At 48.2% G+C, this 22,414-nt stretch carries 18 protein-coding genes; 6 read left to right on the top strand and 12 right to left on the bottom strand.

From position 1 onward, the window contains the following. Positions 1–121 precede the first annotated feature (121 nt). The 3 genes from O6P33_RS07285 to O6P33_RS07275 are packed head-to-tail and all read left to right on the top strand — an operon-like array spanning position 122 to position 1,261. Positions 122–619 (top strand): LEA type 2 family protein, encoded by a 498-nt coding sequence (locus O6P33_RS07285; RefSeq protein ID WP_269817134.1) that lies wholly within the window; start codon positions 122–124, stop codon positions 617–619. Positions 620–624: 5 nt separating this feature from the next. Next, positions 625–822 (top strand): SEC-C metal-binding domain-containing protein, encoded by a 198-nt coding sequence (locus O6P33_RS07280; protein ID WP_269817133.1) that lies wholly within the window; start codon positions 625–627, stop codon positions 820–822. 1 nt (position 823) lies between these two features. Beyond that, positions 824–1,261 carry a DUF2489 domain-containing protein gene (locus tag O6P33_RS07275; protein WP_269817132.1) on the top strand — a complete coding sequence of 146 codons (438 nt, stop codon included), beginning with the start codon at positions 824–826 and terminating at the stop codon, positions 1,259–1,261. On the opposite strand, the gene rmuC is transcribed toward O6P33_RS07275, so the two are convergent. The 9 genes from rmuC to fadB all read right to left on the bottom strand — a co-directional run bounded on the left by rmuC (position 1,258) and on the right by fadB (position 13,334). Then, entirely contained in the window at positions 1,258–2,814 is a 1,557-nt protein-coding gene (rmuC, locus tag O6P33_RS07270) for a DNA recombination protein RmuC (RefSeq protein WP_269817131.1), read from the bottom strand. The two genes, O6P33_RS07275 and rmuC, sit on opposite strands and share 4 nt — an antisense overlap. Continuing rightward, positions 2,802–3,578 carry an amidotransferase gene (locus O6P33_RS07265; RefSeq protein WP_269817130.1) on the bottom strand — a complete coding sequence of 259 codons (777 nt, stop codon included), beginning with the start codon at positions 3,576–3,578 and terminating at the stop codon, positions 2,802–2,804. The genes rmuC and O6P33_RS07265 overlap by 13 nt, the downstream gene beginning before the upstream one ends. Positions 3,579–3,779: 201 nt before the next feature. Continuing rightward, a complete protein-coding gene (locus tag O6P33_RS07260) occupies positions 3,780–5,462 on the bottom strand; it encodes a DEAD/DEAH box helicase (protein ID WP_420094933.1) in 1,683 nt (560 codons plus the stop codon). Between the two features lie 258 nt (positions 5,463–5,720). Then, on the bottom strand, positions 5,721–6,602 hold the full coding sequence (locus O6P33_RS07255) for a pseudouridine synthase (protein ID WP_269817129.1): 882 nt from the start codon (positions 6,600–6,602) through the stop codon (positions 5,721–5,723). A gap of 8 nt (positions 6,603–6,610) precedes the next feature. Continuing rightward, a complete protein-coding gene (locus O6P33_RS07250) occupies positions 6,611–6,859 on the bottom strand; it encodes a hypothetical protein (RefSeq protein ID WP_269817128.1) in 249 nt (82 codons plus the stop codon). A gap of 69 nt (positions 6,860–6,928) precedes the next feature. Continuing rightward, on the bottom strand, positions 6,929–9,532 hold the full coding sequence (gene topA, locus O6P33_RS07245) for a type I DNA topoisomerase (protein WP_269817127.1): 2,604 nt from the start codon (positions 9,530–9,532) through the stop codon (positions 6,929–6,931). A 149-nt stretch (positions 9,533–9,681) separates the two neighbouring features. Beyond that, positions 9,682–9,918, bottom strand: coding sequence for a DUF1653 domain-containing protein (locus tag O6P33_RS07240; protein WP_269817126.1), 237 nt, complete (start codon positions 9,916–9,918; stop codon positions 9,682–9,684). A 62-nt stretch (positions 9,919–9,980) separates the two neighbouring features. Beyond that, on the bottom strand, positions 9,981–11,156 hold the full coding sequence (fadA, locus tag O6P33_RS07235; RefSeq protein ID WP_269817125.1) for an acetyl-CoA C-acyltransferase FadA: 1,176 nt from the start codon (positions 11,154–11,156) through the stop codon (positions 9,981–9,983). Positions 11,157–11,186: 30 nt separating this feature from the next. Further along, the gene (gene fadB, locus O6P33_RS07230) at positions 11,187–13,334 is read right to left on the bottom strand and encodes a fatty acid oxidation complex subunit alpha FadB (protein WP_269819485.1); all 2,148 of its coding nucleotides are present in this window, start codon (positions 13,332–13,334) and stop codon (positions 11,187–11,189) included. 443 nt (positions 13,335–13,777) lie between these two features. Here fadB and O6P33_RS07225 point away from each other — a divergent pair, with 443 nt between their 5' ends. Together O6P33_RS07225 and O6P33_RS07220 are read left to right on the top strand one after the other, a co-directional pair. Then, positions 13,778–14,608 carry a hypothetical protein gene (locus tag O6P33_RS07225; RefSeq protein ID WP_269817124.1) on the top strand — a complete coding sequence of 277 codons (831 nt, stop codon included), beginning with the start codon at positions 13,778–13,780 and terminating at the stop codon, positions 14,606–14,608. A gap of 48 nt (positions 14,609–14,656) precedes the next feature. Beyond that, positions 14,657–15,106, top strand: coding sequence for a universal stress protein (locus O6P33_RS07220; RefSeq protein WP_269817123.1), 450 nt, complete (start codon positions 14,657–14,659; stop codon positions 15,104–15,106). A 41-nt stretch (positions 15,107–15,147) separates the two neighbouring features. Here O6P33_RS07220 and O6P33_RS07215 read toward each other — a convergent pair whose 3' ends face one another. Together O6P33_RS07215 and O6P33_RS07210 are read right to left on the bottom strand one after the other, a co-directional pair. Further along, positions 15,148–15,819: a DUF6901 family protein gene (locus O6P33_RS07215; protein WP_269817122.1), complete on the bottom strand. Its 672-nt coding sequence runs from the start codon at positions 15,817–15,819 to the stop codon at positions 15,148–15,150. A gap of 17 nt (positions 15,820–15,836) precedes the next feature. Beyond that, a complete protein-coding gene (locus O6P33_RS07210; protein ID WP_269817120.1) occupies positions 15,837–17,786 on the bottom strand; it encodes an ATP-binding cassette domain-containing protein in 1,950 nt (649 codons plus the stop codon). Between the two features lie 183 nt (positions 17,787–17,969). On the opposite strand from O6P33_RS07210, the gene O6P33_RS07205 reads away from it, so the two are divergent. Beyond that, entirely contained in the window at positions 17,970–19,901 is a 1,932-nt protein-coding gene (locus O6P33_RS07205) for a transglycosylase SLT domain-containing protein (RefSeq protein ID WP_269817119.1), read from the top strand. Positions 19,902–19,965: 64 nt separating this feature from the next. Here the strand turns inward: O6P33_RS07205 and O6P33_RS07200 are convergent, their stop codons facing one another. Continuing rightward, on the bottom strand, positions 19,966–22,239 hold the full coding sequence (locus O6P33_RS07200; protein WP_269817118.1) for a fatty acid cis/trans isomerase: 2,274 nt from the start codon (positions 22,237–22,239) through the stop codon (positions 19,966–19,968). Positions 22,240–22,414 lie beyond the last annotated feature (175 nt).

The following is a 22,414-nucleotide window of genomic DNA, read 5'->3' as shown; positions in this document are numbered from 1 at the left end:
TCCTATTGCTGGTTCGCACTGCGCTCTAATTGCTATACCTTACACAAACTGGCACTTTGCATGTTTATATACCGCAGCTAACATTTGCTTGATACACTGCCGTTGGATTTGGAGTTAATCAATGAGCTATTTAGCAATTATAAAAAGAACATCAGCATACTTAGTTTTCATCGTCCTGTTAAGTTACCTCAGCGCCTGCTCGACCGGAGGCAAAAGCAGTTTTAAAAAGCCAGACGTACAACTGGTCGATGTGGAGTTGGTGCATGCTAAATTACTTGAACAGCAGTTTATCCTGCATTTTCGAGTGGATAACCCAAATGCCCAAAGCCTGCCTATGCGCAGCATTAACTACCGAGTTTTACTCAACGACACACCGCTAGCAACTGGTAGCAACAATCAGTGGTTGACTGTACCTGCTTACGGCCATGCGTATTTTCAAATACCGCTACACACCAATTTATGGCGACATATGAAAGTCATACTGCGGATGCTCGACAAACCGGATCAGCCTATCCATTACGCACTGCATGCAGATGTAAAAACTGGGCATTTTTTCGGTAAAGAAATCAATCTTATTCGTCACGGTGATATCATTCCCAGCGACTACATTCGCGAGTAATTAATATGCCTTCTACACAACACGTTCACGGCCCTGACTGCCAACACGAGCATGGCCACCACAATGAACAGCCACACGTACATGGACCGCATTGCAATCATGGTCCCCAAGAGCCAGTCACCAACCCATTGAAAGCTATTGGCCGTAATGATCCTTGCCCATGCGGTAGCCAGAAAAAATACAAAAAATGCCACGGTGCCTAACATGCTAATGCTATCGATGATTGCCGGTGCGGTTTTTATTCTAGCCTTAGCCGCTTACTCTCTGGTGCTGTGGCGGCGCGTGTGGCGAACCGAACAACAGCGTCAGCAACAACGGGCCGCACAAAAAGTACAACTGCATGATGAATTAGTGGTTTTAACTGAGAGTTTTATCACCGAGCAAATGCCCTGGGCGGAAGGCTGTATCCGCATCAAGGTACTGCTAGATCATTATGATTTTGAGCTTGGCTTGCAAACGGACTACCAAGTGCTGCATCAAGTATTTGAGGCAACTCAGCACATCCCCAGCCACGATGCTTGGCGGGCACTCAGTAGCGCAGAAAAACAGCCCCATGAGCGCCTCCTCGCCGAGTTAGAACTGCAACACAAACAGGCTTCGGTGCAAGCTATCGAAAAGTTGCGTCGTCACCTTAAAGGTTAATCAGCAGCACTGCTGTCCGCACTCTGGGTTAATTCGAGCCGTGCGCGATCCTGCCACTGCTCGGCAATTTCTGTCTTAACCGCAACCCCCAGCTGCTGAAAGTCGCTCGCCTGCTTGATTAAATTACCCCGGCCATTGACCAACTGATCACAGGCTTTACGGTAAGCGTCTTGCGCGCGCTCTAAGCTATTACCGATAGCATCCATGCTGCCTAAAAATATCCGCAACTTGTCATAGACTTTACTGGCCCGCTCAGCGAGTTCAGCAGTGCTCTGACTTTGCTCTTCAAAGCGCCACAGTTGACGCACAATTGTCAGACTGGCCAATAAAGTGCTGGGGGTGGCAATCAGAATATTTTTTTCAATGGCTTTGTACAGCAAGCCTTCATCAGCGCGCATCGCATCGGCAAAGGCTGATTCAATAGGCACAAACATAAACACCATATCCGGTGCATTGAGCCCAGGTAAAGCGGCGTAATCTCGCTCCGCCAACTCACTGACTCGTGCTGAAAACGCACTGATATGCTCACTCAATGCCTGCGCACGCAACGACTCATCTTCTGCATTAACATAGCGCAAATAGGCATTTAAAGAGACTTTAGCATCAATAACTAAGTGCTTATTTTGCGGCAAATAAACTATTGCATCCGGACGCTTGCGCCCCTCACTGGTGGTAAAGCTCACCTCTCGGGCAAAATCTTTACCCTGCTGTAAGCCAGCGCGCTCGAGCACATTTTCTAAAATCAACTCCCCCCAGTTGCCCTGGGTCTTTTGTTGGCCCCGCAGCGCCGTGCTGAGCTCATGGGCTTCGCGGGTCACTTGCTGATTCAATTCTTTAAGCTGTAATAATTGTTGCTGTAAAGAGGCTTGCTGCTGGGCATCTTTATGGTGAATGTCTTCCACTTTCCGCCGAAAACCATCAATTTGCTCACGAAAAGGCCTGAGCATAGCCTCTAATGATTGCTGACTGCTCTGCGTCAAAGACTGACCACGGGCTTCAAAAATCTGTGTTGCTAGCTGCTCAAACTCAAGCTTAAGCTGCTCACGACTGTCTTTTAATAATTGCTGCTGCTCTAACAAGTGCTGCTCTTTTTGCGCACTTAGGCCACTTAAAGCACTGTAATCTTGCTGCAACTGCTGATGATCTTTTTGTAGCTCGCTATACGCTCTTTGCTGCTCTGCGATGGATTTATCGCGCAACAGTTGCTGCTCTTTAATTTCACGGTAGGCCGCGCGTGCAGCATCTGCAACCCCTCGGCCTTGCACAAGCTGCTCTTGCAAACCGCCATGCTCGCTCTTGAGTTGCTGATAATCTGCTTCACGTTGCTGCAACTGCAGCTGTAATTGCTGTTGCTGACTGCTCAGCACCTGCACATCAATGTCTTGCTCATGCAGTTGCTCCTGCACCAGCGCAAGCTCTGTCTGACTTTCAAGCAATTGCTGCTGCAACCTACTATTGCGCAAAAACTGTTGCAAGGCCGCTGCACACAGCACACTGGCCAACAGCAACGGCACAACATACTGGCTGATCTCCTGCAGACTTAAGCCGAACATAGCGACTCTCTTGCTTGCTTTTCAACCTGCTCAGTAACCACCTTAGCCTGCTCTTTACTGGCCTTAATAAAGCACAACATCCATTGCGCAATTATTTGCCCATCATGCTCCTGCGACAAACTTTGCTGCGCCGCTTGGTAAAGTTGCGGGCAATATATCGACTCACGCAACTTTAGTAAGCCCCTGGAGAAATCATGGGTAAACTCAGGATGACCTTGAAAGCACAACACTTGCCGACCCAGTACAAACGCAGCATTTTCACAAAATGCACTGCTAGCTAACACACTGGCACCTGCCGGCAAGGCAGTCACTTGATCGCGGTGGCTGATTAACAACTGAAACTCATCGGCCTGCGCTGGCAACCAACTGGGGCGCTGCAGCAAGCGGTAGCGGTGCATGCCAATGCCCCAACCCTTATCAGAGCGCTGCGCTTTACCGCCCAAGGCCAAGGCTAGAATCTGGTGGCCAAAACAAATACCCAACAGCACCTTGCCCTGCGCGTAGCTCTGGCGCAAATACTTACGCAGTTTAACTATCCACGGATCATCAGCAAATGAATCCGCTTTGCTGCCCGTTACCAAGTAGGCATCAAACTCTTGCTCAGGCGCTGGGTACTCGCCTTTAACTACATTAAATATCTGGCACTCAACAGTTGCATCCTGCTGACTAAACAACTGCTTAAACATCTGCCCAAAACCAACAAAGGTATCGCGCAGCTCTGGATGCAAATCATCGGCCTCTAAAATACAAATCCGTAAACTCATCAAGACTCCTAAAAAGCACTGATTAAACACACAGTGCAGGATACCTCATCTTACCCTTACAGCGCTAAACCCATTGGCATAAATACAGCTTAGACAAACTTGGTCTTAATACCCCACAAAACAAAAAACCGAGCCAACTTTGCAGTCGGCCCGGTTTCTATGTATCACTGCCAGCTCAATGCAGCTGACTAAAACTGGATTCTAGTCTTCACGGTAGCGGCGTAATTTCAGGGGCTTGCCACCAACGCGGGTATCTTTGAGCTTACCCAGTAAGCGCTCCAAACCCTCTTCCGGCAACTCAACCAAACTAAAACTTTCACGGATTTGAATACGGCCAATGGCATCGCGGGACAAACCGCCTTCATTCAAAATAGCACCAAGCAAGTTACGTGCGGCAACACCGTCACGATTACCTAAGGCTGTACGGCAACGGACTTTACCTTCACTCAGCGCTAAGGGCGCGCGACGCTCACGGCGTTCACCACCACCTTCACGGCCATCGCGACGATTGCGATCATCACGACCGCGTGGCGCCATTACCGGCTGCTCGCGCTCAACACCGGCCAAAGTAAAGGCCTGACCTTCAGTTACCTTAGCCAACAAAGCCAAAGCTAATTGCTCGACATTGCAATCAAGGTCAGTGGTTAATTGAGTTAACAATTCAGTATTGTGATTGTCTTTATCTTTTACCCGCGCCGCCATATCTTGCGTCAGGCGACGAACACGAGCCTGCAGAATGACTTTAGCATCGGGTAATAAAATTTCTGCAACTTTTTGTCCAGTCACACGCTCAATCACTTGCAGCATACGGCGCTCACGCGGCGTCACTAACAAGAGTGCACGACCATCACGACCGGCACGACCCGTACGACCAATACGGTGCACGTAGGATTCTGGATCGTAAGGCATATCAATGTTAAAAACGTGAGTAATACGCGGCACATCAAGCCCACGTGCAGCAACGTCGGTTGCAATTACGATATTTAAGCGACCATCTTTTAAAGAGTCGATTACGCGCTCACGCTGATTCTGGGCAATGTCGCCGTTCAATGCAGCAACCTTGTAGCCTTTGGCTTCCAAAGCTGCAGCAATATCCAGCGTAGCTTGCTTAGTACGCACAAAACCAATCATGGCATCAAAGTCTTCGACTTCGAGTAAGCGTAACACCGCATTAATTTTTTGATCCGCATGCACCATAAGGTGCGCTTGCTCAATGCGGGCAACGGTTTGCGTTTTGCTGGCAATTTTAACTTGCTGTGGATTGCGCAAATGCTTTTCAGCAATACCACGAATAGAAGCCGGCAGCGTTGCTGAGAACAACACTGTTTGACGCGCATCAGGCATGGCATTAAAGATAACTTCTAAGTCATCCATAAAGCCGAGCTTGAGCATCTCGTCCGCTTCATCCAAAACCAAAAACTGCACAGTGGATAACATGCCGCCATTGCGACTGAGGTGATCCACTAAACGCCCTGGGGTGGCAACAATAACCTGCGCACCCTGGCGAATGGCTTTAAGCTGCGGGCCCATTGGTGCACCGCCGTAAATGGCGACAACATTGACGCCTTTTAACTGCTTAGCAAAACTTTCAAACGAAGTTGCTACTTGCAAAGCCAACTCACGCGTAGGTGCCAGCACCAACACTTGCGGCTCACGGCGCTCAGCATCAATACGGGATAATATAGGCAGCGCAAACGCAGCGGTTTTACCGGTACCGGTTTGTGCCTGACCAATCATATCGTGGCCAGCCATAATCAATGGAATAGACTGTATCTGAATCGGGGATGGCTCTTCGTAACCCACTGCGGTAATTGCCGCTAGAACTGAAGGGTGAAGGCCGAGTGTGGCAAAGCTGCCAACGTCTTGCTGGATTTCTTGGGTCATTTGGTATGCCTCATGTGCATCCGCAAAGACCCATGAAAGCTGCACACACCGTGAATGACCATAATGGTCGCCCTTTTGGCAGCCTATTTGCGAGTATTTGCGAGAACGCTGTTTAGAAAAAACGTCTAGGAGAGTCCTCTACAGGACAAGCAGTCGAAGCAGCGCTTCGGGATATTGCAGTAACCTTAACGGGGGCCGATCTGGCCGGCGCATATTATAGACACTTCACACGCTTTTGGCCAGCCCTTGTTAACTAAGTCACAGTGTTAACTGCAACTCACTTTTAAAACTGCGCAAAATCCCGCTCACTGGATCAACAAAACTAATTTGTTTAGCCAGCAGTTGAAGCGGCTCGGCGTAGGACTCATGCTCAGCAAGAGCACGCAACTGCGGATAGAGAGGATCATTGACAATGGGAGCACCTAAGGCTGCTAGGTGCACCCGCAACTGATGCTTACGGCCTGTCACTGGGTACAACCGATAACGCCACAACTCACCATCTTGCTCAGCAACCTCAATCACCGTATCACTGTTGGCGACACCACTGACTTCTTGCATGCGAAAAAACTGCTCAGCAGGCTCTAGCCGACTGCGATACCGGTACGGCCACTGTTGCCCTGGCAATGCCGGCGCTATGGCTTCGTAGCATTTAAACACTTTGCGCTGACGGAATAATCCTTGATAAGCATCACGGCTCTTTGGGTTCACGGAAAACAATAAAACCCCAGCTGTGAGTCGGTCCAACCGATGAATGGGGGCAATATCAGGATTGTCTAAACGCTTCATGAGACGGCGCAAGACAGTTTCCTCGACATAACGCCCAGCCGGCATGGTCGGTAGAAAATGCGGTTTATCCACGGCAATTAAGTGCGCATCTTGATATAAAATGTGCTCAGTGAACGGCACTTGTGGCTCATCTGCCACTTCACGAAAATAATACACCAAGGCGCCAGCTTGATAAGGCTCAGCCGGCAACAAGCTACGCTGCTGTGCATCCAAAACTTTGCCGCTGAGCATCCTTTGCTGCCATGTTTCTCGAGTTATAGCGGGGAAGCGTTCAACTAAGAAATCCAACAGTAATGCGTACTCAGCTTGCGGCAAGCGCACTTTGCTTGCACCCAATAAAACAGACTTAGTCATACCTGGGTTTAATGCAAGGTATGCCCGGCTGGATCATCTTCATCCACCTCGCTGACTGCCTCTTCTTCAGCGAGATGCCCTGCGGCTAATAATCCTGCATGAAACATTTCTTTAGCAATATCAATATAGCGAGCCTTTAAAAAACCGCGGGCCTCACTGGAAAAGGTCAGGGTCACTAACGGGCTCTCTTCTTCGGCGCGGCGCAAAACAATCTTGCCGTCCGGTAATTCAACTATTTCCAAAAACGCACTGGACATAAACAACTCTTAATAACGGATAAAAACAGCGGGGCCAAATTCGGCCCCGCTGACAATTAAAACAGAAAATTACTTTTTGCGCTTATCTTCAATCTGCCACTTTTTGCCATCGTAAAGGGCTTTCCAACCACTGGCTTTACCTTCAATTTCCGACTGCACGTACTGCTCTTTATTTTTACGGCTATAACGCACGACCGTAGGCAGGCCATCGGGATCATGGGTTGGCGCACTCATTAAGTAATGGTACTTAGGATCAATTTCATCCTTATGCGGCAGCAACTCCAGCACCAGAGGTGCACGGGTTTCACGTTTTTTTGGGAATTGACTGGCCGCCAAGAACATTCCAGCAGCACCATCGCGCAATACATAAGTATCGTCGACCTTTTGGCACTGCAACTCTGGCATTGGCACTGGATCCATTTTAGGTGGCGCAGCTTCACCACTGCGCAGCAGCTTGCGGGTATTTTTACACTCAGTATTGGTGCAGCCAAAGTACTTGCCAAAACGGCCAGTTTTTAACTGCATATCACTGTCGCACTTATCGCACTCGATCACCGGACCCTCATAGCCCTTAATGCGAAAATGCCCCTCTTCAACTTCAAAGCCTGTGCAATCTGGGTTATTACCACAGACATGCAGCTTACGTGTTTCATCAATTAAATAGGCATCCATGGCCGTATCGCACTTCGCACAACGCCGCTTATTGCGCAACAATAAAGACTCAGACTCGCCCTCATCATCAGCAGCAACCTCATCACCAGGCACCAAGTTCATGGTTGATTTGCAACGCTCTTTAGGTGGTAGCGCATAACCTGAGCAACCTAAAAACACCCCTGTTGAAGCGGTACGAATCGTCATGGGCCGACCGCACTCTTTACAAGGAATGTCAGTCAGCGTTGGGGTATTGGCGCGCATACCATTTTCAGCATCGCTGGCCAGCTCAAGCTTTTTATGAAAATCCTGATAAAACTCATCAAGCAGTTTTTTCCACTGCAACTTACCATGAGCGACATCATCCAAACGCTCTTCCATTTGCGCAGTAAAGTTGTAGTCCATCAAATCAGCAAAACTTTCACCAAGCCGCTCGGTAACAATATCACCCATCTTTTCCGCATGGAAACGGCGATTTTGCAAGGCAACATAACCACGGTCTTGAATGGTGGAAATAATCGCTGCATAGGTAGACGGGCGACCAATCCCCTGCTTTTCTAGCTCTTTAACTAAACTGGCCTCACTGAAACGTGCCGGTGGCTTAGTAAAGTGTTGAGTTGGATCCAGCTTCACTAAGCTGAGCAGATCGCCTTTTTTCAAGTCAGGCAACACTGCATCCTCGGCACCTTTGCCTTGCGCAGGTTGCACACGGGTATAACCGTCAAACTTTAAAATACGTCCACGGGCACGCAAATCAAACTGCGCCGCCTCAACCGTCAAACTGGTCGCAATGTACTCTGCCGCAGGCATTTGACAGGCAACAAACTGACGCCAAATCAACTCATACAGGCGCTCAGAGTCGCGCTCCATGCCTTTGAGTTGCGAGGTCTGGAGATTTACATCAGATGGGCGAATCGCCTCATGCGCTTCTTGCGCGCCTTGCTTGCTGCTATAAAAAACAGGCTTTTCTGGCAAATACTTGGCACCAAACTCTTGATCAATAAAGCTGCGCACCATTTCAATGGCATCGGCGGAGATATTGGTTGAGTCTGTACGCATATAAGTGATGTAACCGGCCTCATACAAACGCTGTGCCAACATCATGGTTTTCTTCACGCCGAAACCTAAGCGAGTACTGGCCGCCTGCTGCAAGGTGGAGGTAATATAAGGTGCGCTTGGACGACTGCTAGTTGGCTTGTCTTCACGCTTAATAACCGTATAAGCAGCCTTTTTTAGCACCGCCAATGCAGCATCAGTCTGCTCTTTGCTGACTGGGCGGAAAGCTTTACCGGAATCGCGCACAACTTCAAAGCGCGTATTCACTTGCTCAGCATTGTTTAAATCAGCGTGCACCTGCCAAAACTCTTCAGGAATAAAAGCGCGGATTTCTTTTTCACGCTCAACCACCAACTTAACCGCTACCGACTGCACTCGCCCAGCAGACAGTCCGCGGGCTACTTTCTTCCACAGCAGTGGTGAGACCATAAAACCAACCACGCGGTCTAAAAAACGCCGCGCTTGCTGCGCATTGACTTGATCAATATCCAACTGTCCTGGCTCAGCAAATGCACCTTGGATAGCTTTTTTAGTGATTTCGTTAAAGACCACGCGCTTATAACGGCTGTCATCACCACCAATGGCTTCACGCAAATGCCAGGCAATAGCCTCACCTTCGCGGTCCAAGTCCGTTGCCAGATATATAGTGTCAGCGTCTTTGGCTAAGCGGCGTAGCTCTTCAACTACTTTTTCTTTGCCAGGTAAAATTTCGTAGCGTGCCTTCCAGCCGTTTTCTGGGTCAATACCCATTCGGCCAACCAATTGGCGCATGGCTTTTTGCTGCGGCGTAAGCTCGGCAGTTTCAGCTGCTTTACCACGCTTAGCTGGCGTTTTAGAACCTGAGCCACTCGTCGGTAAATCACGAATGTGGCCCACACTGGACTTCACCACGTACTCATTACCTAAGTACTTGTTGATTGTCTTCGCCTTAGCAGGGGACTCTACGATAACCAGCGATTTGCTCATTGCTTAGAATATTCCTGGAATAGATAGGGTGATATGCCTGTACCAGCGCTTGAAATATCACATAAAAAATATAGTTAACTAGCCTTGATGAGGCTATATATAGGTTGAAAGCCACCTAGGTCAAGTTTTTGCGAAAATTGATCGCCAGTTTATGACCCAGTCAACATGGGTTTTTCTTCTTGCAGTAAAGCAAAACGCGGCTGTTGCAGACCATCAATTTCGACACTTTCAAGAAACATCGATAATGGCCTGACCCATAGATCAAAAGCCCCATACAGCGTCTGATAGACCACCAATTGCTCTTCAGTTTCCGAGTGCCTAGCCACACCAATCACCCGATACTGCTGGCCTTTATAATGCTGATAAATTCCTGTTGGTAAATTCATTGCTGCGCCCTAATCAAAAAAGCCGAGGCACAAGGCCTCGGCTTTAGTATTTTAACGAACGTTTACACGCGCTCAAATACTGTAGAGATACCCTGGCCAAGACCAATACACATGGTCGCCAAACCTAAAGTACCGCTGTTTTGCTGCATCACATTGAGTAACGTACCGGAAATACGCGCACCTGAGCAACCGAATGGGTGGCCCAAAGCAATCGCACCACCGTGCAAGTTAACCTTCTGCTCCATTTTATCAAGCAGTTTCAGATCTTTCAGAACTGGCAATGCTTGTGCGGCAAAGGCTTCGTTAAGCTCTACGAAGTCGATGTCATCCATTGTCACACCCGCACGTTTTAGCGCTTTGTGTGTCGCTGGCACTGGACCGTAGCCCATGATTGCTGGATCAACACCGGCAACAGCCATTGAACGAATCACCGCCATTGGCTCAATACCGAGATCTTTAGCACGCTGCGCAGACATTACGATCATGCAAGAAGCACCATCAGTAATTTGCGAAGATGTACCAGCCGTCACAGTACCGCCTTTAGGGTTAAATGCTGGACGTAATGCCGCTAGGCTTTCCAGTGTTGTCTCTGGACGAATGGTTTCGTCATAGTCAAACACTTTCAAGAAACCTTCAGCGTCATAGCCTTCCATTGGGATAATTTCGTTTTTGAAGTTACCCTCAACAGTGGCTTTTTGTGCTAAACGGTGCGAACGCTCACCAAATGCATCTTGCTGTTCACGGCTAATCCCGTGCATTTTACCGAGCAACTCAGCAGTTAGGCCCATCATGCCCGAGGCTTTGGCCGCGTACAGCGACATGTGTGGGTTTGGATCCACACCATGCATCATGCTGACGTGCCCCATGTGCTCAACGCCACCCACTACAAACACATCACCGTTACCGGTTTGAATAGCCTGTACTGCAGTGTGCAATGCGCTCATGGATGAACCACACAGGCGGCTGACAGTTTGTGCTGCGCTGGTGTGAGGGATTTGTGTCATCAAAGACGCCATACGGGCAATGTTCCAACCCTGCTCTAGGGTTTGGTTTACACAACCCCAGATTACATCTTCAACTTCAGTTGGGTCTACTTTCTCATTACGATTAAGTACACCACTGATTAACTCTGCTGACATATTTTCAGCACGTGTGTTGCGGTGCATGCCACCTTTCGAACGACCCATTGGGGTACGGCCGAAGTCGACAATTACTGCATCTCTTGGATTCAAGCTCATTTCTTTACTCCCGCTCTAATCTGTCCGCGATTAACCGAAAAAGGTTTGACCGTTTTTGGCCATTTCACGCAATTTCTCGGTCGGGTGATATAGCGCACCCAAGTCAGCGTATTTGTCTGCCAAAGCAACAAATTCAGCCACACCAATACTGTCGATGTAACGCAACGCGCCACCACGGAAAGGAGGGAAACCAATACCGTAAATTAAGCCCATATCTGCTTCAGCTGCAGTTTCAACAATACCGTCCTCAAGACAGCGTACAGTTTCCATGCATAACGGAATCATCATCCAGTTAATGATGTCTTCATCAGTCACTTCACGCTTGTCGTAAACGATAGGCGCTAAAATTTCTGCGATAGCATCATCTACAACTTTTTTCGGCTTGCCGCGCTTGTCAGTTTCATAAGCATAGAAACCTTTGCCATTTTTCTGACCTAGACGATCTGCTTCATACAGCGCATCAACCGCTGAACGTTGATCATCTTTCATGCGATCTGGGAAGCCTTCAGCCATTACGTCACGACCATGGTGTCCGGTATCAATACCTACCACGTCCATTAAGTAAGCAGGACCCATAGGCCAGCCGAATTTTTCCATGACTTTATCAATGCGAACAAAGTCCACACCAGCGCTGACTAGTTTGGCGAAACCACCAAAGTATGGGAACAATACGCGGTTGACTAAGAAGCCTGGGCAGTCATTGACTACGATTGGGTTTTTACCCATTTTTTGCGCATAAGCAACAGTGGTTGCAACCGCTTCATCAGAAGAGTGCTCACCACGGATCACTTCAACCAGAGGCATCATATGCACTGGGTTAAAGAAGTGCATACCGACAAAGTTTTCTGGACGCTTCAGAGCTTTCGCCAGCAAGTTAATTGAGATAGTTGAAGTATTCGAAGCAATAATGGTGTTCTCACCAACATGCTGCTCAACTTCTGCCAGCACTGCGTGCTTAACTTTTGGATTCTCAACTACAGCCTCAACCACGATATCGACATGACCGAAATCACCGTAAGACATGGTTGGGCGAATTGCATTGAGTGCTTTAGCCATGGCATCAGGCTTAATGCGCTTACGCTCAAGACGCTTAACCAGCAACTTAGCAGCTTCATCAAGACCTAACTGGATACCCTCTTCACGGATATCCTTCATCAGAATTGGTGTGCCTTTTAGAGCCGACTGGTAAGCAATACCGCCGCCCATAATACCAGCACCCAAAACTGCAGACAGCTTCACATCACGGGCAATTTTCTCGTGTACTTTAGCTTTACGCTTAAGCGCTTGGTCATTTAAGAACAGACCAATTAGGCTTTCAGCAACTGAAGTTTTAGCCAGCTTAGCAAAGCCTTTCGCTTCAATTTCTAGAGCCTTGTCACGGCCATGGTTGGCTGCTTTTTGGATCGTTTTAATGGCTTCAACGGGGGCTGGGTAGTTTGGACCCGCTTTACCAGCAACAAAACCTTTCGCAGTCTCAAAGCTCATCATTTGCTCGATGGCGTTGAGTTTGATTTTTTCTAGCTTCGGTTGACGTTTTGCTTTGTAGTCCAGCTCGCCAGAAATAGCGCGCTTAGCTAGATCAACAGAGGCTTCGAGCAACTTATCAGCTGCAACCACTGCATCTACAGCACCCACTTTTAATGCTTCTTCAGCGCGTGCATCTTTACCAGCAGCGATCCACTCAATGGCATTATCAGCACCAACCACACGGGTTAAGCGTACTGTGCCGCCAAAGCCTGGGTAGATACCTAACTTAACTTCAGGCAGACCCACTTTAGCGCTGTCAGCCATGACGCGGTAATCCGCAGCAAGGCACATTTCAAAACCACCGCCTAAAGCGATGCCATTAATTGCAACAACGGTTGGCACATTAAGGTCTTCAAAATCATTGAAGATTTTATTGACTTCAAGGTTGCCGGCAACCAGCTCTTCTTCAGAGAGCTTAAAGTTGTCAACAAACTCAGTAATGTCTGCACCAACGATAAATACATCCTTACCACTGGTTACAACCACGCCTTTAACATCGTTATTGGCTTTGATTGCATCCACTGCTTCACGCAGCTCGGTAAGGGTTAGACGATTAAACTTGTTGACGGACTCACCCTTGAGATCGAAATTTAATTCGACGATACCACTTTCAAGAGTCTTCACCGTGATGGCTTTACCTTCGTAAATCATCAACTGATCTCCACGATATGGAAGCTGAACAGTCACACATTGGGCACTGACAGCCATTAAACACTGTGCAAGGCACTTTGCGAAACACCTGTCAGCATACAAGCCTTTTTATATTCAAAAGAATGTAAATGGCAGTGCCAACATGCATTTCATACGCCCGTTTGATTTGGGTAGACACACATTCACGGAATTCTTCCCCTTTGTCAATTGTTAGTCTCGAAGAAATCACCTAAATATGTGTCAAACACAGCTGAAGCCATTGTTTTATAAGGATAATTTATTTATCTGCAGCTCAGCCAATCAGCCCTAACCAAGCTCTTTTAGCACTCGAGGCAACAACACTGTAGCCAAATTCATTATCACGCGGTAGAGTCAAATCAAAAGAGGCACCATAGCCTTTTAATAAAAACAATAAATATTACGCATCCTCGGAGCTTCCAGTCATGAAGAATCCAATTTTGGCACTGTGCTTAAGTGCAATCATTGCGCTACCCGTATCCTCTGCTGTAGCAGACAGCACCAGCAGCACCCCGCAAGTTAGCGCTGAACATGCGCTCAATGACTTATATGCTATGCGCCTTGCCACGCAAAGAAGCATCGGCGGCTTTTATATGTTTAATGGCCAAGAACAAGATCAACACTACGCCAGAGAAGCCCAGAACAATGCAGCCCAAGCCTTAGCTTATTTAAATAAAATCACCGCCCCCACTGACCCCAATGCCCAAGCACTTCTTCAGCAGTTGCAACATGACCTCAGCAGCTATAAAGCTCAGCTGGATTATTTAATCAGCGCCATCATTGAGCAAGGTTACTCCGACCTCCAGCCTGTAGCTGACCTGGCAAATCTCAACAGTAAAATTCTAAAAATAGGCACGGAAGCCGAGCAGCTTATTAGCCAAGACGCCAACTACTCGTTACCCGAACTCACCCAATTGGCCCGCGAGCAAAGTCTCTTGATGCAAGGTATTGCCGCGGACTATGCCGCACGCAGCGCATCGGTTGGTGCCTCTTTTTTTGCCGATGGAGAAAAGCAGCCCCTTGACCAGTTAAGTGAGCAATTTGCCAATAACTTGCAACTGTTACTTAGTAGCTCGCAAAATACCCCTGCTACCAGCAAGTCTTTACGTGCAATTGAGGTAAAGTGGCGCTACATTGAACGCTCGTTGAAAAATTACAACGAAAACAGCGTACCTTTCGTGATTGACAAATATGCACGCAGTATCACCCAAGGTCTTGAGCAGTTAGCCACTGAATATGCGCTATTAAACATATAAGATTAACTGCGCTTTCTGTTAGCACAGTCAGCGCATTTGGAGGCCGAAATGGCATATTCTCACTTGCTTGTTGCAATTGATCTCACTGAAGATTGTCACCACGTTTTAGCCCAAGCCCACAAACTCAGCGTAGCCTTAGCGTGTAAAGTCACTTTAGTGCATGTTGTTGAACCTTTGACCATGGTGTTTGGCGGTGATGTCCCCATGGACTTATCTTTGCTGCAGCAGCAACAGACCGAGCAAGCACAAAATAAACTCAACATACTGGCCGAGCAGCACGAGTTACTCAAAGAAAACAACTGTCACTTGCGTTACGGGCAACCACGTCAAGAAATCCACCTGCTGGCCCAAGAGCACAGCTGTGATCTAATTGTAGTCGGTAGCCATGGCCGTCACGGTTTAGCCCTGCTGCTAGGCTCAACTACAAATGACCTACTGTCCGGCGCCCCCTGCGACGTACTGGCAATTGAGTTGAAGAAACGCACTACTGAAGACTAAACCGTATCCGCAAGGCTGCATTGCGTAGCCTTGCGCAGGGGTTAACTCATGACTAAGGGGCGGATTTTTTGCAACTGCGTCTCTAATGAATAGGTCATGCTCGATGACATTGAGAAGAAATTCAAAAACGCTTTAAGATTGGTATCCCCTGCACAGGCGTCGTGAATTCGGTGCCAAAGCGCCTGATTTACCAACTGCAAGGCTTTGAAGTCATCAGTCAAACCGCTTAACTCCCAGTCGGGAGTTTTACCATCACGGGCGTTAAACAACTCCCGCATCAAGTACATAGAGATCGTACGCAAAGCAAATTCATTACTACTAGCGAAAGGCAAGTGATTGTGCGCCATGGGCTTTAGTTGGGCCAAAATAGGGCAAGCAGAAGTTGCCATAACCACCCCAAGCAGTGAACGCAGACCTTCTTCTAGATTGACCATTTTGCTGTATTCACGCTCACTGGTACGCACATGCACCCAAGCTTTTTTAAAGGCTGGCAAGCCACCAAAATCCTCGACGATAGTCTGCAAGTCAACCGCAGTGGGGCAATATTCATGCTCTTCACTGCGCAACGGGCAATTGCTGCATTGCTGATGTTGTAAACGTGTCCATGGGTGTGGAGAGGTCTGCTGCACAGTACTTAACTGGTTGCGCTCCAGTTCAATTTTATAATTAAACGCATGCTCATCATCCAGCGTAATTCTGTACTCTACAGCCATACATCTCACTCCAATAGTTAACTATCCAACTCGGCCCAGCGCTCAAGCACAACATCCAACTGTTCCTGTACCGCAGTTATTTGCGCCAGTACTGCTTCAGTTGTCTCAAGCGGTTGCTGATAAAAGTCAACTTGCGAAACCTGCTCATGCAAAGCATTCAGCTCGGTTTCTAAGTCTTCAATTTTTGCTGGGATTGCATCAAGTTCGCGTTGCAGCTTATAGCTCAACTTCTTTTTGGGCACTATGCCATCATCCGTTGGCTTTTGCATGAGCTGATCTGAATTCTGCGCAGTCACTTGCTCTGCGTCAGCATTATCTGTTTCTTTTGTGACTTGCTCGGCAGTTTCAAGCTCATCAGCGGCACCTAGCAAACGAATACTGCCGCCCTGTCTGAGCCAATCATCAAAACCACCGACATACTCACGCACTTTACCCGTGCCATCAAAGACTAAGGTACTGGTCACTACGTTATCGAGGAATGCACGGTCGTGACTGACGATCAAGACAGTGCCTTTAAACTCCATCAGCACTTCTTCGAGCAGTTCGAGGGTTTCTACATCAAGGTCGTTGGTCGGTTCATCCAGCACTAGCAAGTTCGCTGGGCGAGTAAAAAGTTTAGCCAGTAATAAACGTGCGCGTTCGCCACCGGATAAAGCTTTCACCGGTGTGCGGGCACGCTGTGGGCTAAACAAGAAATCACCTAAATAGCTCAGCACATGCTTGCTTTGCCCATTAATCATAATGGTGTCACTGCCTTCACCGACGTTATCAATCACTGTTTTTTCTGGATCAAGCTGATGACGTAACTGATCAAAGTAAGCTACTTCAAGCTTAGTGCCCACTTCGATTGTGCCTTTAGTGGGCTGCAAATCACCCAACAGCAATTTCAGCAACGTGGTTTTACCACTGCCGTTAGCACCCAATAAACCAATACGGTCTCCGCGCTGCAAGACCATGGAAAAATCTTTAATCAGCTCGCGACCACCCTCGTGGGCAAAGCTAACCTTATCCACCACTATGACTTGTTTACCGGACTTCTCTGCTGCACCAATATTAATATTGGCAGTACCTTGGCGTTCACGCCGCTGACTGCGCTCGACCCGCAAGGCTTTAAGCTCACGCACGCGGCCTTCATTACGGGTACGACGCGCTTTAATCCCTTGACGAATCCATACTTCTTCTTGCGCCAGCTTTTTATCAAACAAGGCATTGGCGGTTTCTTCAGCGGCCAGCTGTTGCTCTTTGTGCACCAGAAAGCTTGCATAGTCGCCATCCCAGTCAATTAAATGACCACGATCTAACTCGATAATGCGCGTAGCCAAGTTTTGTAAGAAGGCCCTGTCGTGAGTAATAAACAGCACTGCACCAGTAAAATTCAATAAAGCATCTTCTAACCACGCAATAGCGCCAATATCCAAGTGGTTGGTCGGCTCATCCAGAAGGAGTAAATCAGGCTCAGCCACTAACGCTTGAGCCAGCAGAACTCGACGACGCCAACCACCGGACAATTCATTCAGTTTTTTCTCTGCAGGCAACTGCAAACGGCTTAAAGTGCTGTCCACTAGCTGCTGCAAACGCCAGCCATCGCGGGCTTCCAACTCTTGCTGCACATGCATGAGCTTATTTAAGTCTTCATCATTGCTGATGTTTTGGCTTAAATGATTGAACTCAGCCAACAGCTCACCCACACCATCTAGACCTTCGGCCACCACATCAAAAACAGTACGCTCATCGGCCACTGGCAACTCTTGCGGTAACTCACCAATTTTCAGACCCGGCGCACGCCACACTTCACCAGTATCATGGGCGCGTGTGCCTTTAACGATGTGCAGCATGCTTGACTTGCCCGTACCATTGCGGCCAATAATGCACACGCGTTCGCCACGCGCAATCTGCCACGAAACCTCTTCTAAAAGAGGGGTAGCGCCGTAAGCGAGAGATACTTGAGTTAATTTGAGCAAAGTCATTGTGGTTCTCCTAAAATCTGCGATGTATTGTACAGATTCGCACTAGAGTTCGTTGAATATCTGTGTTTAACCATGCGCACACCCCTTTCACCGCTGTACACAAGCAGATAAGCTATGCTGCCTTCGCCGCAAGAGCATTGTCTTCTGGCGTTTTACTGGGCATTTATTTTTGTAGGATTTTTTATGCGCAGTCGCTATTTATTACCGCTGGTGTTACTTGTTGCCAGTCTGCACCACCCCCTATCTACAGCCTCTGCTGCTTCATTAGCCCAGCAACGCACTCTTTACAGCCAAGCTAAATCAGCGCTGAGTAAAAACGATGCGTCAGTGTATTTAAACAACCGCGCAGCTTTACGCAGCTATCCATTAACACCTTATTTAGCCTACGATGAATTAACCCAACGTCTGCCCAGCGCCAGTAACGATGAGGTGGAGAAATTTTTACTTGAGCACGGTGATTTACCACAAATTAACTGGATGAAACTGCGCTGGTTACGCTTGCTCAGTGAACGCCAGCAATGGCCATTATTTTTAAAGTATTACAGCCCAGAATTAAACTTTACTGAGCTTGACTGCCGCTTTGCCCAATATCAACTGCACAGTGGCCAAAGCCAAGCGGCCTACAGCAGCGCAGAAAAACTTTGGCTCAGTGCCCGTTCCCAACCCAACGCCTGCGACCCACTCTTTGATAGCTGGCGTGCCGCTGGGCAATTGACTGAAAATAAAGTCTGGCAACGCTTAAAGCTGGCCACAGATGCTGGCAACTACGGCGTGGCTAACTACCTGATAAAACTACTCGACAAACAACAGCTGCTGGGGAAAAAGCTTGTTGATGTCGCGCAAAAGCCTGAATTACTTAAGCAAACTGAGCGTTTTAATAGTACCGATGCAAAAAATGCTGAAGTGGTTGCATTGGGTTTACGCAAGCTAGCCCGACAAGATTTAGATGCCAGTTTACGCTTGCTTGAGCACTACGAGAAAACCTTGCGCTTCAGCGCAGAAGACCAATTGAGCATCGCCAATGATATTGGCTTGCGCTTAGCCAAGCGCTTCGATGCACGGGCTTTAGCAGTTATGCAAAAGTATGATCCACAGCTGCAAAATGCCAACCTCAGTGAATGGCGTGTGCGCTTATTGCTACGTCTAGGACGCTGGAGCGAAGCCTACACAGTCATCGGACAGTTGCCAGAGGACTTAGCCAATAGCAATCGTTGGCGCTACTGGCAGGCCCGCAGTTTACAGTTAGCCCAGCCCAACAGTAAGCAACCGCTGGTGCTCTATCAGCCTTTGGCCCGCGAGCGCGATTTTTATGGTTTTATGGCTGCCGACCGCAGTGAGCAACCTTACTACTTGAAGCATCAAGCCCTTGAGTTACAGCCCAAAACCATCCAAAAAGTACGCAACGCTGCTGGTATGCAGCGTGCTTTAGAGTTTGACGCCCTTGAGCAAAGCACTGAAGCACAGCGCGAGTGGTACCACCTGAGCAATGCTTTAAGCCGTGATGAACTAGTGGCACAAGCGCGTATTGCTTACGATATGGGCTGGTACTTCCCTGCTATTCGCACCATCAGCAAAGCCCAGTACTGGGATGATTTGGAAATTCGCTTCCCCATGGCGCATCGCAGTAACTTTGTTGCTGAGGCTAAAAACCGTGGCATCCATTCCAGCTGGATTTTTGCCGTAACCCGCCAAGAAAGTGCCTTTATGATCCAAGCTAAATCACATGTGGGTGCTATGGGTTTGATGCAATTGATGCCCGCCACAGCCAAAGAGACTGCGCAGCGCTATGGCATTCCCTTAGCCACACCGCGTAGCGCCGTCAACCCTGAGATTAATATCCAACTGGGAGCAGCTTACTTAAGCCAGGTCTTAGGCCAGTTTAAGGGCAATCGCGTCCTTGCCTCTGCTGCCTATAACGCCGGCCCAGGACGTGTACGTCAATGGCTGCGCGACGCCAAACACTTACCCTACGATGTTTGGGTGGAAACTATCCCCTTTGACGAGACGCGTCTTTACGTACAAAACGTACTGGCTTACTCAGTCATTTATGGTGAAAAACTCCAGGCGCCAATTCCTCTAGTGGAGTGGCATGAACGCTTTCTAGATCAACAATAACAACTGCGCCTTGACCCGCTGCGAGCAGTCGGCCAAGGCGCACTGTTACATCAGCCCAAAGAGCTTATAGATTCTCATAGCGATTCATATCCAACACCCCAGCCTCTAACGGCTTGCGCTCACGTATATGCTCGCTTAGATCATGGAAATACTGCCAGAACTGTGGGTGAGTACGGCGTATACCCCAACGTTCAACAACGCTACGAAAACTGTCGGTATCATGCACTTGCTCTAACGCCCCAACAAAACTTGGCACTTCGGCCGCTGGCACATTAAAGATAAAGTTCGGATAGCTGCTCAGCACTTCTGGGTAAACGGTTAAAGTATCCAACCCTGGCTGATAGCGCCGCTCTTCTCCCATCATAAAAGCCACATTACTGTGCGCACGGTTGCGCAGCACGCTATACACCTCTCGCTCACCATCGTTAAACTCCACGCGCAGCATGGTGGCTTCCGGCAAAAAATGAATGGCTTTAAAAGCTGCAGCCGGACGCGCAGTTAAACGTGACAAGCTTTGCTCAGCGGCGGCAGCTTCACTGCTCAACCCATCACGGTGACAATAGGCGCTGCGGCAACGGTTAATTGGATCAGGACGGGCATTGATATCTTTAAAACGCTGCAAAGCCTGCTCGGCAAATGCGTAGATACTGTTTTCACTGGGTAAACCCAAATCGCTTTTTGTCTTGGTATCAATTTTGGTGTAATCCATCCACATTTTGATCTTACCGCTCTTTTGATACCAGTCTTCCAACTCTTCTTCTCGTACATCGCGGGGCATTAAGCGTAAAAAGTTAACTTCTGAGCCGTTGCGAATCAGGTCAAAATACAAACGTGTCTGGGCTTGGTGAGCCAGGTTGCCATACACATCAAAATTCACCACCAGCTCGTAGTAGGTGCGCTCAAACAATGGAAAATCCATTAACCACATGGTTTGCGGTATTTCACCAACCAAACCCTTTGCCACTGCCGCACTGTCATGGTGACGAAAGATCGTCAGCAATGCCTCATCATTACCCGACCAAATGCTCGACCAAGTTGGTGCTGGGGCTTCTGCATAGCGTTCACGGCGCAGGTTTTCATATTTATTACGGTTCTTCTTGGAGTTTTTCCAAAAACTAAAAACCGTACTGAGCTCATCGAACTGCCCCGGCACAGCCAGCAATGGACTGACTTCATCCTGATAAACAGGATCAGTCAAATAGAGGTCATCGGCAGGGTCTTGAAAAAAGACCCAGAAGTTATCGCGAATAACATCAGTGGCAATCTGTCCACGGCACACAGGGCCACGAATAAAGGTACGCACAAAATACTCTGCGTCGTCGAGCATAAACTGATAGCGCGCCTTCGCTGGAATTGCCTCAAAGGTCTCAAATGGGTTGCTGCGTGAAAATGCACCATAACCGGGGATTTTTTCAGCCTGCCAGTCGTTACCGAAAAACAAGTCTTGAACATGCGCAAGTTTCTCTGAACTCATGGTGTAAGTGGTATGGGTTTTACGCACAATCACATCGCTAATCGGCTCAAAACGGTAATACATTTGTACTCCAGGGTCGTTATTGGGCCGCTGCGTAGCAATCTCATCAACGGGCTCACCACTGGGTGTGCGGGAACGCACGATGCGGAAAAAATGGTTTTCATCCCCGCCTTTAAAATGAATATGTGCAATAAATAAATGCTCAAATAACCAGCGGCTGACCAAGGACTCTCGAGCACCTGGAGTATTTAAAAAAGACTCCCACTCTTCGATTTGTTGCTGCTCCAATGCATTCGCAGTCCATGGCTGCCAATCAACTGGTGCGCCATCCTCTAGCCACTGACGGACACTGGCATACTCCTCGTCCGTTAACCCAGTAACGCCATAAGGCATACCGCTGTGCGGATTCTTTTCTGCAAACTTAGCAAACTCATGGGGTTGCGGACACTGATCACTGCGATTAATACCTATGGCTAAATGTTCAGGCAAGCGGCTATTAGGTGCAAAAGGCTGCTGACGCCCCAATTCAATCATGGTGGCTAGCAAAGAAGCTTTTGGCTCTTCACCGAGCACGTCAAAGAAACCTTTCTCACGCCACTCAGCAGCCCCCTGCGCATCAACAAATAAGCGAGTGGCTGACTGGGCTTTAGTGCGTGCACCATTATAAACAGGGTCTTTATGCGCCCCTCGCTCAAGCCCTTCACCGCTGCCTAAGTTCAACTGGCAAGGGGCATCATAACAAGCATGGCAAGCCACGCATTTCTGAGTGAAAATCGGCTGAATATTTTCACTGTAAGTGCTTTGCTGAGCACTGACCAATTGACTCAAAAGCACTCCCAGAAAACCGTAAATAAATCTTTGCATAAAACCAATCTCATTATTCATTGAAATAAATTTTACAATTGTAAAATAGCGCAACATAGAGTGCACTAAATACCTGTACTTATAAAACCCTTTAATGCCCTAGCAGCACACTCAAGCAGCTAATGTTTTGCTATTATTAGCCTTTTACGCATACACAGCACTTATTAGGTAAATA

Source organism: Denitrificimonas caeni (assembly GCF_027498055.1).
GTDB lineage: Bacteria > Pseudomonadota > Gammaproteobacteria > Pseudomonadales > Pseudomonadaceae > Denitrificimonas.
Note: the sequence above shows the minus strand (reverse complement) of the source record. Positions and strands in the feature narration are given on the sequence as shown.

What these genes read in the sequence shown, in the direction of transcription:
- O6P33_RS07285 (WP_269817134.1), top strand. Translation starts at nt 122, where the DNA reads ATGAGCTATTTAGCAATTATAAAAAGAACATCAGCATACTTAGTTTTC.
- O6P33_RS07280 (WP_269817133.1), top strand. Translation starts at nt 625, where the DNA reads ATGCCTTCTACACAACACGTTCACGGCCCTGACTGCCAACACGAGCAT.
- O6P33_RS07275 (WP_269817132.1), top strand. Translation starts at nt 824, where the DNA reads ATGCTAATGCTATCGATGATTGCCGGTGCGGTTTTTATTCTAGCCTTA.
- rmuC (WP_269817131.1), bottom strand. Translation starts at nt 2,814, where the DNA reads ATGTTCGGCTTAAGTCTGCAGGAGATCAGCCAGTATGTTGTGCCGTTG.
- O6P33_RS07265 (WP_269817130.1), bottom strand. Translation starts at nt 3,578, where the DNA reads ATGAGTTTACGGATTTGTATTTTAGAGGCCGATGATTTGCATCCAGAG.
- O6P33_RS07260 (WP_420094933.1), bottom strand. Translation starts at nt 5,462, where the DNA reads ATGACCCAAGAAATCCAGCAAGACGTTGGCAGCTTTGCCACACTCGGC.
- O6P33_RS07255 (WP_269817129.1), bottom strand. Translation starts at nt 6,602, where the DNA reads ATGACTAAGTCTGTTTTATTGGGTGCAAGCAAAGTGCGCTTGCCGCAA.
- O6P33_RS07250 (WP_269817128.1), bottom strand. Translation starts at nt 6,859, where the DNA reads ATGTCCAGTGCGTTTTTGGAAATAGTTGAATTACCGGACGGCAAGATT.
- topA (WP_269817127.1), bottom strand. Translation starts at nt 9,532, where the DNA reads ATGAGCAAATCGCTGGTTATCGTAGAGTCCCCTGCTAAGGCGAAGACA.
- O6P33_RS07240 (WP_269817126.1), bottom strand. Translation starts at nt 9,918, where the DNA reads ATGAATTTACCAACAGGAATTTATCAGCATTATAAAGGCCAGCAGTAT.
- fadA (WP_269817125.1), bottom strand. Translation starts at nt 11,156, where the DNA reads ATGAGCTTGAATCCAAGAGATGCAGTAATTGTCGACTTCGGCCGTACC.
- fadB (WP_269819485.1), bottom strand. Translation starts at nt 13,334, where the DNA reads ATGATTTACGAAGGTAAAGCCATCACGGTGAAGACTCTTGAAAGTGGT.
- O6P33_RS07225 (WP_269817124.1), top strand. Translation starts at nt 13,778, where the DNA reads ATGAAGAATCCAATTTTGGCACTGTGCTTAAGTGCAATCATTGCGCTA.
- O6P33_RS07220 (WP_269817123.1), top strand. Translation starts at nt 14,657, where the DNA reads ATGGCATATTCTCACTTGCTTGTTGCAATTGATCTCACTGAAGATTGT.
- O6P33_RS07215 (WP_269817122.1), bottom strand. Translation starts at nt 15,819, where the DNA reads ATGGCTGTAGAGTACAGAATTACGCTGGATGATGAGCATGCGTTTAAT.
- O6P33_RS07210 (WP_269817120.1), bottom strand. Translation starts at nt 17,786, where the DNA reads ATGACTTTGCTCAAATTAACTCAAGTATCTCTCGCTTACGGCGCTACC.
- O6P33_RS07205 (WP_269817119.1), top strand. Translation starts at nt 17,970, where the DNA reads ATGCGCAGTCGCTATTTATTACCGCTGGTGTTACTTGTTGCCAGTCTG.
- O6P33_RS07200 (WP_269817118.1), bottom strand. Translation starts at nt 22,239, where the DNA reads ATGCAAAGATTTATTTACGGTTTTCTGGGAGTGCTTTTGAGTCAATTG.